The 14436-nt window shown below is 58.6% G+C and carries 13 protein-coding genes; 8 read left to right on the plus strand and 5 right to left on the minus strand.

From position 1 onward, the window contains the following. Nucleotides 1-173: 173 nt before the first annotated feature. The 3 genes from dbpA to yccS all read left to right on the plus strand — a co-directional run bounded on the left by dbpA (nucleotide 174) and on the right by yccS (nucleotide 5081). Nucleotides 174-1511, plus strand: coding sequence for an ATP-dependent RNA helicase DbpA (dbpA, locus tag PGR6_RS26490; RefSeq protein WP_230139067.1), 1338 nt, complete (start codon nucleotides 174-176; stop codon nucleotides 1509-1511). A 69-nt stretch (nucleotides 1512-1580) separates the two neighbouring features. Continuing rightward, nucleotides 1581-2759: an NAD(P)/FAD-dependent oxidoreductase gene (locus tag PGR6_RS26495; protein ID WP_018928762.1), complete on the plus strand. Its 1179-nt coding sequence runs from the start codon at nucleotides 1581-1583 to the stop codon at nucleotides 2757-2759. 138 nt (nucleotides 2760-2897) lie between these two features. Next, entirely contained in the window at nucleotides 2898-5081 is a 2184-nt protein-coding gene (gene yccS / locus PGR6_RS26500) for a YccS family putative transporter (protein ID WP_064620869.1), read from the plus strand. A gap of 61 nt (nucleotides 5082-5142) precedes the next feature. Here the strand turns inward: yccS and PGR6_RS26505 are convergent, their stop codons facing one another. Continuing rightward, nucleotides 5143-5880: a substrate-binding periplasmic protein gene (locus PGR6_RS26505; protein ID WP_018928760.1), complete on the minus strand. Its 738-nt coding sequence runs from the start codon at nucleotides 5878-5880 to the stop codon at nucleotides 5143-5145. 256 nt (nucleotides 5881-6136) lie between these two features. Here PGR6_RS26505 and PGR6_RS26510 point away from each other — a divergent pair, with 256 nt between their 5' ends. Further along, nucleotides 6137-6589 carry a GNAT family N-acetyltransferase gene (locus PGR6_RS26510; protein ID WP_064620871.1) on the plus strand — a complete coding sequence of 151 codons (453 nt, stop codon included), beginning with the start codon at nucleotides 6137-6139 and terminating at the stop codon, nucleotides 6587-6589. A gap of 52 nt (nucleotides 6590-6641) precedes the next feature. Here PGR6_RS26510 and PGR6_RS26515 read toward each other — a convergent pair whose 3' ends face one another. Genes PGR6_RS26515 through PGR6_RS26525 form a run of 3 tightly spaced genes read right to left on the minus strand, consistent with a single transcriptional unit; the run spans nucleotide 6642 to nucleotide 9630 of the window. Beyond that, the gene (locus PGR6_RS26515; RefSeq protein WP_007937940.1) at nucleotides 6642-6938 is read right to left on the minus strand and encodes a winged helix-turn-helix domain-containing protein; all 297 of its coding nucleotides are present in this window, start codon (nucleotides 6936-6938) and stop codon (nucleotides 6642-6644) included. Nucleotides 6939-6969: 31 nt separating this feature from the next. Continuing rightward, a complete protein-coding gene (locus PGR6_RS26520) occupies nucleotides 6970-7461 on the minus strand; it encodes a M48 metallopeptidase family protein (protein ID WP_064620874.1) in 492 nt (163 codons plus the stop codon). Nucleotides 7462-7506: 45 nt separating this feature from the next. Further along, the gene (locus PGR6_RS26525) at nucleotides 7507-9630 is read right to left on the minus strand and encodes a putative bifunctional diguanylate cyclase/phosphodiesterase (RefSeq protein ID WP_018928758.1); all 2124 of its coding nucleotides are present in this window, start codon (nucleotides 9628-9630) and stop codon (nucleotides 7507-7509) included. Nucleotides 9631-9949: 319 nt separating this feature from the next. Between PGR6_RS26525 and PGR6_RS26530 the strand changes: the two genes are divergently transcribed. The 4 genes from PGR6_RS26530 to PGR6_RS26545 all read left to right on the plus strand — a co-directional run bounded on the left by PGR6_RS26530 (nucleotide 9950) and on the right by PGR6_RS26545 (nucleotide 13154). After that, the gene (locus PGR6_RS26530; protein ID WP_018928757.1) at nucleotides 9950-10618 is read left to right on the plus strand and encodes a polysaccharide lyase family 7 protein; all 669 of its coding nucleotides are present in this window, start codon (nucleotides 9950-9952) and stop codon (nucleotides 10616-10618) included. Nucleotides 10619-11141: 523 nt separating this feature from the next. Beyond that, on the plus strand, nucleotides 11142-11504 hold the full coding sequence (locus PGR6_RS26535) for a DUF6124 family protein (RefSeq protein ID WP_064620877.1): 363 nt from the start codon (nucleotides 11142-11144) through the stop codon (nucleotides 11502-11504). Between the two features lie 202 nt (nucleotides 11505-11706). Further along, a complete protein-coding gene (locus tag PGR6_RS26540; RefSeq protein ID WP_064620880.1) occupies nucleotides 11707-11958 on the plus strand; it encodes a helix-turn-helix domain-containing protein in 252 nt (83 codons plus the stop codon). After that, nucleotides 11955-13154, plus strand: a complete 1200-nt coding sequence (locus PGR6_RS26545; protein WP_064620883.1) for a type II toxin-antitoxin system HipA family toxin — start codon at nucleotides 11955-11957, stop codon at nucleotides 13152-13154. Before PGR6_RS26540 ends, PGR6_RS26545 begins: the two co-directional genes overlap by 4 nt. A 79-nt stretch (nucleotides 13155-13233) precedes the next feature. Here PGR6_RS26545 and fba read toward each other — a convergent pair whose 3' ends face one another. Beyond that, nucleotides 13234-14298, minus strand: coding sequence for a class II fructose-bisphosphate aldolase (fba, locus tag PGR6_RS26550; protein WP_064620888.1), 1065 nt, complete (start codon nucleotides 14296-14298; stop codon nucleotides 13234-13236). Nucleotides 14299-14436: the final 138 nt, after the last annotated feature.

Consider the following 14436-nt stretch of genomic DNA (forward strand, 5'->3'; position numbering starts at 1 on the left):
CGGTCCTGCGGACACGCAACGCAGCCTCGTACCTCGACAGCTGCTACGGCTATTCGTCCAGAATTTGCAGGTGCAGAGCTCGGGACTGATACACTGCGCGACATTTTGTTTTGCAGGCCAGTCCCGTGACCACCATCGCCACCGCTTTTAATACTTTGCCGCTGTCCGCCGCCATGCTGGCTAACCTCGACTCCCTCGGTTATGCCCAGATGACGCCGATCCAGGCGCAAAGCTTGCCGGTGATCCTCAAGGGGATGGACCTGATCGCCCAGGCCAAGACCGGCAGCGGCAAGACCGCCGCCTTCGGTATCGGCCTGTTGAACCCGATCAATCCGCGCTTCTTCGGTTGCCAGGCACTGGTCATCTGCCCGACCCGTGAGCTGGCCGACCAGGTCGCCAAGGAAATCCGTCGCCTGGCCCGTGCCGAAGACAACATCAAGGTCCTGACCCTGTGCGGCGGTGTGTCTTTCGGCCCGCAGATCGGCTCGCTGGAGCACGGCGCGCACATCATCGTCGGCACTCCAGGGCGCATCCAGCAACACCTGCGCAAGGGTTCGCTGGTGCTTCACGGTCTGAACACGCTGATCCTCGACGAAGCCGACCGCATGCTCGACATGGGTTTCTACGATTCCATCGAAGAAATCATCGCCCAGTGCCCGGAACGTCGCCAGACCCTGCTGTTCTCCGCCACCTATCCGGTGGGCATCAAGCAGTTGGCGTCGAAGTTCATGCGTAATCCACAGCAAGTGAAGGCCGAGGCGTTCCACGACGACACGCAGATCGAGCAGCGCTTCTACGAAATCTCCCCGGAAGAGCGCATGAGCGCGGTGACCAAGGTGCTCGGCCACTTCCGTCCGGCGTCCTGCGTGGCGTTCTGCTTCACCAAGCAGCAGGTGCAGGAAACCGTCGATCACCTGACGTCCAAAGGCATCTCCGCCGTCGGCCTGCACGGCGATCTGGAACAGCGTGACCGCGACCAGGTGTTGGCCATGTTCGCCAACCGCAGTACGTCGGTACTGGTTGCCACCGACGTCGCCGCACGCGGCCTGGACATCGATGCGCTGGACATGGTGATCAACGTCGAACTGGCCCGTGACTCGGAAATCCACATTCACCGTGTCGGCCGTACCGGTCGTGCCGGCGAGAAAGGCATCGCGATCAGCCTGGTCGCACCGTCCGAAGCGCATCGCGCCCAAGCCATCGAGCAACTGCAGAAGTCGCCGTTGAATTGGGATCAGGTGGATAACCTCACGTCCCAGGGCGGTGGTCCGCTGCTGCCGCTGATGAGCACGCTGTGCATTGGTGCGGGCCGTAAAGACAAAGTCCGTCCAGGCGACATTCTCGGCGCACTGACCGGTGAGGCGGGCATTCCCGGCGCCCAGGTCGGCAAGATCGCGATTTTCGACTTCCAGGCCTATGTGGCCGTGGAACGCGGGATCGCCAAGCAAGCCTTGCAGCGCCTGAACGACGGTAAAATCAAAGGTCGTTCGCTGCGCGTTCGCATCCTGTAAGAACACTGTATTTCCCTGTGATCGTTCCCACGCAGAGTGTGGGAACGATCAATGTGTGAGGACACCGTTTTGCGCTCTACCGAAGTCGTGATCATTGGCGCTGGCGCCGCAGGGTTGATGTGTGCGCTGACCGCCGCCGGGCGCGGGCGCAAGGTGATGTTGCTTGACCACGCCAACAAGGCCGGCAAGAAAATCCTCATGTCGGGCGGTGGCCGCTGCAATTTCACCAACATGTACACCGAGCCGAGCAATTTCCTCTCGCAGAACGCACATTTCTGCAAATCTGCGTTGGCACGTTACACCCAGTGGGACTTCATCGGTCTGGTGGCCAAACACGGCGTGCCGTACCACGAGAAGAAACTCGGCCAGTTGTTCTGCGATAACAAATCCAGCGACATCCTCGACATGCTGCTCGACGAGTGCAATCAGGTTGGCGTCAGCCTGCACCTGGACACCTCGATCCAGACCATCGAGAAGCTCGAAAGCGGTTATCTGCTAGATACCACGCTGGACCAGATCACTTGCCAATCCCTGGTGATCGCCACCGGCGGCCTGTCGATTCCGACCCTCGGCGCCACCGGTTTCGGCTATCAGGTGGCCAAGCAGTTCGGCCACGACCTGCTGCCGACCCGCGCCGGCCTCGTGCCGTTCACCATCACCGATCAGCTCAAGGAGCTGTGCACCGAACTGTCCGGTACGTCGGTGGATTGCCTGGTGAGCTGCAACGACCAGAGTTTCCGCGAGAACATCCTGTTCACCCACCGCGGTCTCAGCGGCCCGGCGATTTTGCAAATTTCTTCGTTCTGGGAATCCGGCGACACGGTAGAGATCAACCTGATGCCGGATCACGACGTACCGAGCTGGCTGCAACAGCAGCAAGTCGAACGCCCGAACAGCGAGTTGAAAACCCTGCTCGGTGAGATCTTCACCAAGAAGATGGCCAACTTGCTGGCAGACAACTGGTTCGTCTCCAAACCGATGAAGCAATACACCCACGCAGAAATTGCAGACATCGCTGAAAAACTGGCGAGCTGGAAAGTCGTGCCGGCCGGCACCGAGGGCTACCGCACGGCCGAAGTGACCCTGGGTGGCGTCGACACGCGCGAAGTGTCATCCAAAACCATGGAGTCGCTGAAAAGCCCCGGCCTGTATTTCGTCGGTGAAGTGCTCGACGTCACCGGGCATCTGGGTGGTTTCAACTTCCAATGGGCCTGGGCGTCCGGTTACGCGGCGGCGCAGTACGTCTGACTACACCTCTCCCCCTGCAGGGGAGCGTGTTTCGCCTGGGAAGGAACAGATTTTGCTGTCTGATGTGATCGGCGCCATTGCGTCGGCGTCATTAGTGGCTCAATTTAGCGTCATTGCCTCGGAAGGCCTTCGCACTTCATGTCATCGACCACATTTCGGCAGTCTCTGCGTCGCCTCTGGGCGCTGGATAAATTCAGTTACAGCGTTCGGGTATTCATCGCCCTGACCGGCACCATGGCGCTGTGTTGGTATCAAGATGAAATGGGGCTGCTGATCCCGTTGTTCCTGGGGATCATCGCCAGCGCCCTGGCCGAAACCGACGACAGTTGGCAGGGCCGCCTCAACGCACTGGCCGTGACGCTGGTGTGTTTTATGGTCGCCGCCCTGTCCGTCGAACTACTCTTCCCCTACCCCATCCTCTTTATCATCGCCTTTGCCCTGGCCAGCTTCTGCCTGACCATGCTCGGCGCATTGGGCGAACGCTACGGCGCGATTGCGTCAGCGACGCTGATTCTGTCGGTCTACACCATGATCGGCGTGGACCAGCGCGGCGGCGCAGTCACTGATTTCTGGCACGAGCCGGTACTGCTGGTGGCGGGTGCGGCTTGGTATGGCTTGCTCTCGGTGTTGTGGCAGGTGCTGTTTTCCAACCAGCCGGTGCAACAGAGCCTGGCGCGGTTATTCCGTGAACTGGGTTATTACCTGAAACTGAAATCGTCGTTGTTCGAACCGATCCGGCAGTTGGACGTGGAAGCGCGCCGCCTGGAACTGGCCCAGCAGAACGGTCGGGTGGTGGCAGCCCTGAACGCCGCCAAGGAAATCATTCTGCACCGGGTCGGCGATGGCCGGCCGGGGGCGAAACTCAGCCGTTACCTGAAGCTGTACTTCCTCGCCCAGGACATCCACGAGCGCGCCAGCTCCTCGCACTACCCTTACAACGCGCTGGCCGAGGCGTTCTTCCACAGCGACGTGCTGTTCCGCTGTCAGCGCCTGCTGCGCCAACAAGGCAAGGTGTGCCGCGCGCTGGCCGAATCGATCCAGATGCGCCAGCCGTTCATCTATGACGCCAGCTTCGCCGAAGCCCTGAGCGACCTGCACGCCTCCCTCGAACACCTGCGCATCCAGAGCAATCCGGCCTGGCGTGGTCTGTTGCGCTCGTTGCGGGCATTGGCCGCCAACCTCGGCACCCTCGACCGTTTGCTCAGCGACGCCAGCAACCCCGATGCGCTTGCAGACGCCACCGACAGCAGCCTGCTCGACCGTTCGCCACGCAGTCTCAAGGATGTGTGGATTCGCTTGCGCACGCAGCTGACGCCAACGTCCTTGCTATTCCGCCACGCCCTGCGCCTGCCCCTGGCATTGAGCATCGGCTACGCGATGGTGCATTTGATCCACCCCTCGCAAGGTTACTGGATCATCCTCACCACGTTGTTTGTCTGTCAGCCGAACTACGGCGCCACCCGCCGCAAACTGGGCCAACGGATCATCGGCACCGCCATCGGCCTGACCGTGGCCTGGGCGCTGTTCGATCTGTTCCCCAACCCGTTGATCCAGTCGAGCTTCGCCATCGTCGCCGGGGTGGTGTTCTTTACCAACCGCACCACCCGCTACACCCTGGCGACAGCCGCCATTACGATCATGGTGCTGTTCTGCTTCAACCAGGTGGGCGACGGTTACGGGCTGCTTCTGCCGCGACTGTTCGATACCTTGCTCGGCAGCCTGATCGCCGGCCTGGCGGTATTCCTGTTCCTGCCGGACTGGCAGGGCCGACGCCTGAACAAAGTGCTGGCCAATACCCTGACCTGCAACAGCATTTACCTGCGCCAGATCATGCAGCAATACGCCGCCGGTAAAAGCGACGACCTGGCTTACCGCCTGGCCCGACGTAACGCGCACAACGCCGACGCGGCGTTGTCGACGACACTGGCCAACATGCTGATGGAGCCGGGGCACTTCCGTAAGGAAGCCGATGTCGGGTTCCGATTCCTGGTGCTGTCGCACACCCTGCTCAGCTATTTGTCGGGGCTTGGGGCACACCGTGAAACCCAACTGCCGTCGGATGTGCGCGAGCACCTGATCGACGGTGCGGGCGTGAGCGTGGCCGCCAGCCTCGACGACATTGCCCAGGGCCTGGCGAGCAAACAGCCGATTGCGATTCAGAGTGATGAGGAAGAAGCACTGGCCAATGCGCTTGAGCAGATGCCGGATGAAATCGATGAAGGCCAGCGGCTGGTACAGACACAACTGGCGTTGATCTGTCGGCAACTGGGGCCGTTGCGGACGTTGGCGGCGCATTTGATCAAGGACACTAACGAAGCCTGAAATGTGCAGCGACCGGGCTTGCCCGCGAAGGCTTCAGCTCGGACACTGCAGGCCTTTCAGATTACATCCCATGCTGCCTGAGCAACTTCTCATAACTCCCGTCAGCCTTCATCGCCGCAATCTCGCGATCGAAACCGGCGACGATCTGTTCATGCTCCGGGTTCTTCAGGCTCACCAGAATATGCAGACTGTTCTCGCTCAACGGCTTGGGCAGGAACTCCACGGCATTGCGCACTTTGGGTGATTCCCGCGCCAGGTAATACCGGGCGACGAACTCGTCTTCCAAAGTCAGCTTGACCCGATCGGCCGCGACCATGCGCACAGCCATGGCGAAGTTATGCACCGGGACTTTCTGCAACGACACATCCTCATCAAATTCCTGCGAATAGGCATAACCGCGTACCACCGCTATCGGGTAGGTGTGCAGTTGTTGCAGGTTGTTGTATTCGATTGGCGTGTCTTTGCGCTTGAGAAAGCGCACGCGGTTGAGCAGGTACTCGCCGGAAAATTGCCCCAGCTTCGTGCGCTCGTCGGTGTACCAGGTGTTGACCAGTACGTCGTAACGTCCCTCGCCCACCCCAAACAAGGCCCGGGCCCACGGCACTTGTTCGAAATCGCTGGCGTAACCGGCCCGGGCCAGCGCGGTGCTGACGATGTCCGTGGCCACACCGCCATTGACCAGCGTGGCGTCGGTAAAGGGTGGCCAGGCATCGGCGACCAGACGCAGCTTTTCCGCAGCCTCGGCCTGTGTCAGCAACAGCAATCCGATCAAAGCAAACGCTCGATGAAACCGCGGCATGCCAGAAATCCTTAGCGGGCGGGCTGCCCGACGTGTTTTTCAGCCAAAACTCCAAGATTCCTCTACCGGCGAACCCAGGTCCTAACATTAGCTCATTGAGGCCATTGCACAGCGCTTCATCGCAGATTACACAAAGAAGACAACTTCGCGAGAAATGAATGATGGCATTTTGGTCTTTATCACAGATTCCCTGCGATAAAGACATCCCGCCTCAGGGCGCTTAGTATCGGAACAACGTTGTTCAAGGAATGTGAAGATGACAATCGATTGGGTCTGCAAACACCACAGCGATCTGGGTAAAGAGCAGCTGTATGCCATTTTGCAACTGCGCGCCGAAGTGTTTGTCGTCGAGCAGAAATGCGCTTATCAAGACATCGATGGCCAGGACCTGGAAGGTGACACTTGCCATTTGATGGGCTGGGACGGGGATCGGCTGGTGGCCTACCTGCGATTGCTCGACCCGGAGTTGCAGGGCGGCGATGTGGTGATTGGCCGGGTGATCATTGCACCCCAGGCACGCGGTGCCGGGCTTGGGCATGAGTTGATGAGCCAGGCGTTGAAACAGGCCGAGAAGCACTGGCCCGAGGTGCCGATCTACCTCTCGGCCCAGGCGCATTTGCAGGGGTACTACGGGCGGTACGGGTTTGTGGTGGTGGGTGAGGAATACCTCGAGGATCAGATTCCGCATATCGGGATGCGCCGTTCCTGAGGCCCCTATGAGCGTTCCCACGCTCCGCGTGGGAATGATCGGGGTCGGGAATTCAGGGGTATTCAAGCACCGCTTTGATCTGCCGCAGATTACGCTCGATCCACCCCCGATCAATCGCCCCCCACTCGCGAATCCGATAGCGCCCCGCGTGGTTACGTGCGCCTTCTTCCTGCTCGAATTCACAAACGATATCCAGATCCGCCAACGCCGCGATGGTGTCCTGAGCCGTGCGTCGGGGCATGCCGGTCACCTCGGTCAATGCAGGGACGTTACTGGCCAGCCCACTGTCGATCAGGTACGCCACGTACAATCGGCGGTAGAAGCTGCTCTTGGTCTTGCTCACGTCCATCCATGCGCTCCCGATTAATTAGCAGATTTGTTCAGTGCATATCCCGCCACGTCAGGTATACCCGCAAATCGAACTCCACCTGGTGATACCCCGGCAACATGTGCTCGCACAGCTTGTAGAACGCCTTGTTGTGATCCGACTCTTTGAAGTGCGCCAGCTCATGCACCACGATCATCTTCAGAAACTGCGGCGCCGCGTCCTTGAACAGCGAGGCGATGCGAATTTCTTTCTTGGCCTTGAGCTTGCCACCCTGCACCCGTGAGATCGCGGTGTGCAGACCGAGCGCGCGGTGGGTCAGGTCCAGACGGTTGTCGAACAGCACCTTGTCGATGGCCGGGGCGTTACGCAGGTATTCCTGCTTGAGGTCCAGGGCATAGGTGTACAGCGCCTTGTCGCTCTGCACTCCGTGTTTTTCCGGATAGCGCTGGCTCAGGTAATCGCCCAGCCGACCTTCGGCGATCAGTTGGCGCACCTGGTCCTGCAACGCGGCAGGATAAGCCTGGAGGTATTTCAACACAGTCATTGGAGCGGCAACACGCATCACGAAAAGGTTGCCAGTGTAGCGAATTCAACTCGTCAGCGCGCCCCAGTCGAACGGCTCGACAAAGTGACCGGTGTCCTCGGCCATCAACGGCCGCGCCACCAGGAAACCCTGCACATACTGGCAACCGTTGGCTTGCAGCCACTCATATTGCGCCACCGTTTCAACCCCTTCGGCGATCACCAGCAGCCCTAACCGGTTGCACAAATCGATGACACTGCGTGCCAGCGCCGCATCCCGTTCGGACCCTGGCAACCGGGCGATCAAATGCCGGTCGAGCTTGAGCGTGTCCAGTTCCAGGTCGCGCAAATGCGCCAGCGAACAAGCCCCGGAGCCGAAGTCATCCAGCGCCACCCGTACCCCCAGATTGCGCAGCAAACGCAGTTGTTTGCGGGTCTCGTCGGGGTTAGACATCAAGGCCTCTTCCGTGACCTCGACTTCCAGCTGCTGCGGCTTCAGGCCATGGCGCTCCAGCACCTGACGCAGCTCGGTGACCAGGTTGGGCAACCCGAATTGGGTGCTGCTCAAGCTGACGCCCAGCACCAGATCTTCGGCAAACAAGGTTTCCCAGGCTTTGCGCTGTTTGGCCCCGCGATGATAAATCCAGCTACCCAGGCGACTGATCAACCGCGCCTCTTCCAGCAACGGCAAAAACAGCCCCGGCGGTACATCGCCGACACTCGGATGCTGCCAGCGCAACAACGCTTCGAACCCGCGGATCTGCCCATCGGCAATCGCCACCTGGGGCTGATACACCAGGTTGAAATCGCGGTTCTCGATGGCCGTGCGCACGCTCTCTTCAAGCATCAGCCGCGAGCGTGCCCGGCCGTTCATTTCGTGATCGTAGAAGCGATATTGCTGACGCCCGGCGCGCTTGGCTTCGTACATGGCAATGTCGGAGGCGCGCATCAGCCCGTCCAGATTAGACCCGCAATCGGGATAAGTGGCGATGCCGATGCTGGCACCCAAGGCGATGTCCATGCCTTCGATCTGCTGACAGATCGACACCCGCTCGATGAGCTTCTCGGCAATCTTTGCCGCCTGCTCGGGGAGCTCAAGATCCAGCAACGCAGTGAACTCATCGCCCCCCATCCGCGCCAGAATATCGAAGGGCCGCAGGCACGCCTTCAACTGCTCGGACACCCAACGCAGCACCCGGTCGCCGGCATCGTGGCCGAGGGAATCATTGACCCGCTTGAAGCCGTCGAGGTCCAGGTACAACAGCACCCAAGTGCTGTCGGAACGTTCGCCGCGCAGCAGCAGGTTTTCAACGGTCTGGTAGAAACCCCGGCGATTGAGCAGCCCGGTCAGCGGGTCGGTCACCGCCTGGAACTCCAACTGCTGATGCAGATGGCGCACCACCGACATGTCCAGCACCGTCACCACCATCGCATGTTGTTCGGCGGGCAAAGGCGCGCAAGACAACGCCACCGGCACTTGCTGGCCGGGCGCGGTACGCAGCAGCGCATCGTGCAAGCGCAGGGTTTCACCGCGTTTGTAACCGGCAAACAACTCGGAATCGGCCCAGATCGGAATGTGCGGTTTTTGCAGGAAATCCAGAAACTCCTTGCCTTGCAGGTCGTTCACCGTGGCATTGAGCAAGCGAGACATCGCCGGGTTGGCGAAGCGAATCAGCCCGTCCTCACTCACCACCAAAATGCCTTCGGCGGCGTTATCCAGCACCGAGGCATTGAAGGCCCGGGCGACTTCCAGATCATGGCTCAACCGCTGCAAGGCACGGCGATTACGCTGGTGCTCGAGCAACGCCTGGACTTTAGGCTTGAGAATTTGCGGATCGAACGGCTTGAACAGGTAATCCACCGCGCCACTGGCGTAGCCCTTGATCACGGCGTCCTGGGACTGTTCGTTGGCGGTAAGAAAAATGATTGGCGTAAGACGGGTTCGCTGGCTGCCGCGCATCAAGCGCGCCACTTCAAAACCGTCCATGCCCGGCATCTGCACATCCAGCAGCACCAGGTCGACATCGTGTTCGAGTAACAGGCCAAGGGCTTCAAAACCGGAAGCCGCGGTCATGACCTGCCAATCCTGGCGCTGTAACAACGCGCGCATGCTGATCAGGTTTTCAGGGTAATCATCAACAATTAACAGGATTGAGTTGCCTTCAGCTGGCTTAGATTGTGCGCATTCCATGCTGCATCTCTTTTTCGGGGCCTCAGGCCGGCCTTTTGTTAAAACCGGTCACCTATTGCGACTTCACTCTAGACCCGGATCCCTTAAAGCAGAAGCCGCTCGTATCCCATCACTTCGGTAAAGTTTCATATAGCCGACTAACGGTCAGCCCTGCAGGCCTTATAAACCGGGAAGGATGGCATTTCGACAGGTTGTTGACGCCAATCATCTGCCAGAAGGGCATTAACAAAGAGGCCTTCTACGCTTATAAAGACCCACCCGAAGGCGCGAGCTAGAGCTTCTGGCACGCACGTGCAGTAAAAAAGTGGAAGCTTGAATTATGATCGATCTCGCAACCTGGAACCTCAGTGTTCCCGTCGGCAGCCCGCCGTACACTGTCGAAACCACCAAGCTGGTGGACGGCTTCAAGGATCAATACTTCCACTCCGACACCGGCACTTTATTTTTCTGGTCCCCGGTCACCGGCTCCAAAACCGAAAACGCGATCTACCCGCGCACCGAACTGCGCGAAACCTACAGCAACGGCACGCTGAAAAACTGGTACTACCCTGACGCGGACAACACCCTGCGTGCCACCCTCTCGGTCAGCCAGGTGCCCAGTTCGGGCAAGATCGTCATTGGTCAGATTCACGCCTATAAGAGCCAGAAGCCCTTGGTGAAGGTCGAGTATCAATACAAAACCTCCACCTCGACCGGCAACATCGTCGCCAAAGTCCGCATGCACCCCGACGACGACACCGCCCGGGTCATCACCATCGCCACCGGCGTGAAACTCAATCAGGAATTCTCCTACCTCATCCACCTCAGCCCGGGCGGTGCATTAGGCATCAGTGCAGCGGGGTACCAATGGGACACCGACATCAGCACGATGTGGCGTGATAAGCCGCTGTATTTCAAGGCCGGGGTTTATGTGCAGGACAACACCGGGTACACCACTGAAGGCGGGGAAGTGACGTTCAGCCATCTGGATATCGATCACAATACGTAATCCCTGAAAGACCGCAGGAATCCACCCTTTGTGGCGAGGGAGCTTGCTCCCGTTGGGCTGCGCAGCAGACCCTCTTTTTGGGGGCCGCTTCGCGGCCCAGCGGGAGCAAGCTCCCTCGCCACAGGTTCTTTATGTCCAACTCCATCTCTTCACTGACCGGCATCAGCCCCCACTTAAACGCCAACGTTTAAAGACACGCAGCGTTACTTCATGAGGCCTACATCGGCTTGCGTCACTGCCTACGGGTACGCCAGAATCCGCCGGCTTGTGCGTCTGGGAGGCCATCGGTAACTTGATTCGTGTCACTGATTCGCAGTGATCGGGTTTAGTAGCCCGTGGTTTCGAGCTTGGTGCACAAGCATCTGTCAGTCAGGGATTTCGATTCCTGCGCTTGATGGTAACTGTGCGCAGGGCACCTTCGGGTGCGCCGGCTTGCTCGAAACCCCGGTCTACTAACCTGCGTACAGTTGCCTCCACTTTGATTAGTAGCCAGAGAGGGGCACTCCAATCAGGTTTCGAGCAAATGACTAAATCAACGCCGCATCCGCCGGTCACAGACCCGGCATCCCCCTACGAATCCCTCGATTCAAAAAAACTCCACGAAGCCGCCGAGCGCGCCCTCGACCACTACCTCAACCCCGCCGCCAAAATCATGGCCACCACCCACGAACCCGAGCCCATGTACCTCGCCAATCCGAAGTACAACACCGAAGCCCTGCTGGCCAACGCCAGCGAAACACTCGGCTCGGCCACCCTCATGCTCAATAATTTCGCCGCGCTGCTGGAAACCTCACATCGCAAGACCCTGCTGGGCATTGCCCAAGTGGTCATGCTCGGTGAACTGGCGGTGAATCAGGCGCTGGATCACGTCGAACCGAAGGAGTAATCGCGGCTCGGTTGGTGCAAGGCGAGCAAACTTTCTTCCAATAAAAAACCCGCCTCTCGGCGGGTTTCTTATCAACGCAGCTTAACGCTCGGGCTTAGTTAACCTCGATCCCTGTGTCGCCGATGGCCGTGGACTTAAATACGACGTAGATAAAATGTTGCGTATACGCTACATTTAGCTATAAATGTTACGGAAGCGGAACATGGATTATTTTCTGTTGATCAGCCGTCTTGGCAACCAAATACGCGAAAAACGTATAAATCGCGGTCTGACGCAAGCACAGCTTGCCGACCTCGCGGGGCTGACACGATACAAAGTCATCGCAGTAGAGAAAGGTACTCTGTCTGTCGGCATGATCGCCTATGCGCGCGTCCTTGGCGCTCTGGATTGTGAGCTTGCTGTCGTTCCAGCTGCTATGCCGACCCTTGAAGAGCTTGGGGATTTATTCGAATGAAAATGTCCTCTCTCAAAGTCAGCACGCCCGAGGGGCGTAGCGGCAGGCTTTTCAGCGATGCCGAAGACTTCACATTCCGTTATCACGAAGATGCATCGCGAGAAATGGCTATCAGCTTGTCGATGCCAGTAAGGCATGACGAGTTTCGTCGGCGCGAACTCCATCCTGTTTTTCAGATGAATCTGCCGGAAGGCTATGTATTGGAGCAACTGCGCAATCGATTGGCCAAGACTGTGAATGTCGATCCGATGCTTTTGCTGGCGCTTTCCGGCAGCACTTCGCCCATTGGCAGGGTGCAAGTGCGGTCTGAAACGGTTGACGCCTTGCTGGAGGAGCAACAATTTCCGGGGGAGAAACTCGAAGAGATTCTGACATGGGACGGCACGGAAGATATCTTCGCTGACATTCTTGATCGCTACATCCTGCGTGCCGGCATTTCCGGCGTTCAACCCAAAGTGTTGGTACCGGAACGCCTGGAAACCGGATGGCCACGGGTGACATCGAAAACCTCGGACCTGATTATCAAAAGTGGCCGAGACGAATTTCCCGGTCTGGCAATCAACGAGTTCCTTTGCATGTCCATCGCGAAGGAGGCCGGTATTCCCGTTCCGCCGTTTTACCTTTCCGACAATGCCAAGCTGTTTGTCATGCGTCGCTTTGATCGCGACGATCAGCTCAACCCAATTGGATTTGAAGACATGGCGGTGTTGATGGGGCTATCGGCTAACCAGAAGTACAGCAAAAGCTATGCGGCAATCGCCAAGGCTATTCGCGTGTTCTGTCCGACTAAACATTTACGCACCTCCCTTGATCAACTCTTCGATAGCGTTGCTCTGAGCTGTATTGTCGGGAATGGCGACGCTCATTTGAAAAACTTCGGATTGCTCTATTCCGATCCTACGCAACGCGATGCACGCCTGGCGCCGGCCTACGACATCGTTAACACCACGGCCTATATTCCGGAAGATGTTTTGGCTTTGGATCTGGCGGGCAACAAGTCAATGTTTGCCTCACGGCAAGGACTGCTTGAGTTTGCGCACACCTGTGAGATCGAGCGACCTCAGGAGCGCATTCAGCAATTGCTTGCCTCGGTTGAAGCAGTACTTGAACGCTATCCTGAGTATCGGGAACAGGCGCCTCATGTGGTCAGTGCCATTGAGCAAGCGGCAGCGCCATTTTCTCTGACTTTTGGATAGTTATTGCGCGCAAAAATCCCTGCCCAGAAAAAACCCGCCTCTCGGCGGGTTCTTCACAAAACGGGTCAAATTCTAAGGTTTAGTTAACCTTAGCGTTCAACTCGCCTTTCAGGTAACGCTGGAACATCGCTTCCAACGAAATCGGCTTGATCTTCGAAGCATTACCGGCAGTACCAAACTGCTCATAACGCGCAATACACACGTCACGCATCGCAGTAACAGTCGCGCCGAAGAATTTACGCGGGTCGAACTCGCTCGGGTTGGTGGCCATCAGGCGACGCATCGCACCGGTGGACGCCAAACGCAGGTCGGTGTCGATGTTGACCTTGCGCACGCCGTGCTTGATGCCTTCGACGATTTCTTCAACCGGTACGCCGTAGGTTTCTTTGATGTCGCCGCCGTACTGGTTGATAATCGCCAGCCACTCTTGCGGAACCGAAGACGAACCGTGCATCACCAGGTGGGTGTTCGGGATGCGTTTGTGGATTTCCTTGATGCGGTCGATGGCCAGCACGTCGCCGGTAGGTGGCTTGGTGAACTTGTAGGCGCCGTGGCTGGTGCCGATGGCGATGGCCAGGGCGTCGACCTGGGTCTTCTTGACGAAGTCCGCGGCTTCTTCCGGGTCGGTCAGCATTTGGCTGTGATCCAGAACGCCTTCGGCGCCGATGCCATCTTCTTCACCGGCCATGCCGGTTTCCAGCGAACCCAGGCAGCCCAGCTCGCCTTCCACCGAGACGCCGCAGGCGTGAGCCATGGCCACGGTTTGTTGGGTAACGCGAACGTTGTAGTCGTAGTCGGTCGGGGTCTTGCCGTCTTCGCCCAGGGAACCGTCCATCATCACCGAGCTGAAGCCTAGTTGAATGGAACGCTGGCAGACGTCAGGGCTGGTGCCGTGGTCCTGGTGCATGCACACCGGGATGTGCGGGAACTCTTCGATGGCCGCCAGGATCAGGTGACGCAGGAACGGGGCGCCAGCGTATTTGCGAGCACCGGCCGAAGCCTGGACGATCACCGGGGAGTCAGTCTTGTCAGCGGCTTCCATAATGGCGCGCATCTGCTCAAGGTTGTTGACGTTGAAGGCTGGAACGCCGTAGCCGAACTCGGCTGCGTGGTCCAGCATCTGGCGCATGCTGATAAGTGCCATTGTGTGTGTCTCTCCCGGTTGAGGGTCGTTAATCGTGCCAGCCTGCCGTAGCGGCGGCGGCTATTCAAGTTATTGCAGATCGGGGGTTGGCCCGGGCTACGAATTCGGTACAACAAAAACCTGTGCGTAACGAAGAAC

It is taken from the genome of Pseudomonas sp. GR 6-02, assembly GCF_001655615.1.
GTDB lineage: Bacteria > Pseudomonadota > Gammaproteobacteria > Pseudomonadales > Pseudomonadaceae > Aquipseudomonas.

What these genes read in the sequence shown, in the direction of transcription:
- fba (WP_064620888.1), bottom strand. Translation starts at nt 14,298, where the DNA reads ATGGCACTTATCAGCATGCGCCAGATGCTGGACCACGCAGCCGAGTTC.
- PGR6_RS26505 (WP_018928760.1), bottom strand. Translation starts at nt 5,880, where the DNA reads ATGCCGCGGTTTCATCGAGCGTTTGCTTTGATCGGATTGCTGTTGCTG.
- yccS (WP_064620869.1), top strand. Translation starts at nt 2,898, where the DNA reads ATGTCATCGACCACATTTCGGCAGTCTCTGCGTCGCCTCTGGGCGCTG.
- PGR6_RS26530 (WP_018928757.1), top strand. Translation starts at nt 9,950, where the DNA reads ATGATCGATCTCGCAACCTGGAACCTCAGTGTTCCCGTCGGCAGCCCG.
- PGR6_RS26545 (WP_064620883.1), top strand. Translation starts at nt 11,955, where the DNA reads ATGAAAATGTCCTCTCTCAAAGTCAGCACGCCCGAGGGGCGTAGCGGC.
- PGR6_RS26510 (WP_064620871.1), top strand. Translation starts at nt 6,137, where the DNA reads ATGACAATCGATTGGGTCTGCAAACACCACAGCGATCTGGGTAAAGAG.
- dbpA (WP_230139067.1), top strand. Translation starts at nt 174, where the DNA reads ATGCTGGCTAACCTCGACTCCCTCGGTTATGCCCAGATGACGCCGATC.
- PGR6_RS26525 (WP_018928758.1), bottom strand. Translation starts at nt 9,630, where the DNA reads ATGGAATGCGCACAATCTAAGCCAGCTGAAGGCAACTCAATCCTGTTA.
- PGR6_RS26520 (WP_064620874.1), bottom strand. Translation starts at nt 7,461, where the DNA reads ATGACTGTGTTGAAATACCTCCAGGCTTATCCTGCCGCGTTGCAGGAC.
- PGR6_RS26540 (WP_064620880.1), top strand. Translation starts at nt 11,707, where the DNA reads ATGGATTATTTTCTGTTGATCAGCCGTCTTGGCAACCAAATACGCGAA.
- PGR6_RS26515 (WP_007937940.1), bottom strand. Translation starts at nt 6,938, where the DNA reads ATGGACGTGAGCAAGACCAAGAGCAGCTTCTACCGCCGATTGTACGTG.
- PGR6_RS26535 (WP_064620877.1), top strand. Translation starts at nt 11,142, where the DNA reads ATGACTAAATCAACGCCGCATCCGCCGGTCACAGACCCGGCATCCCCC.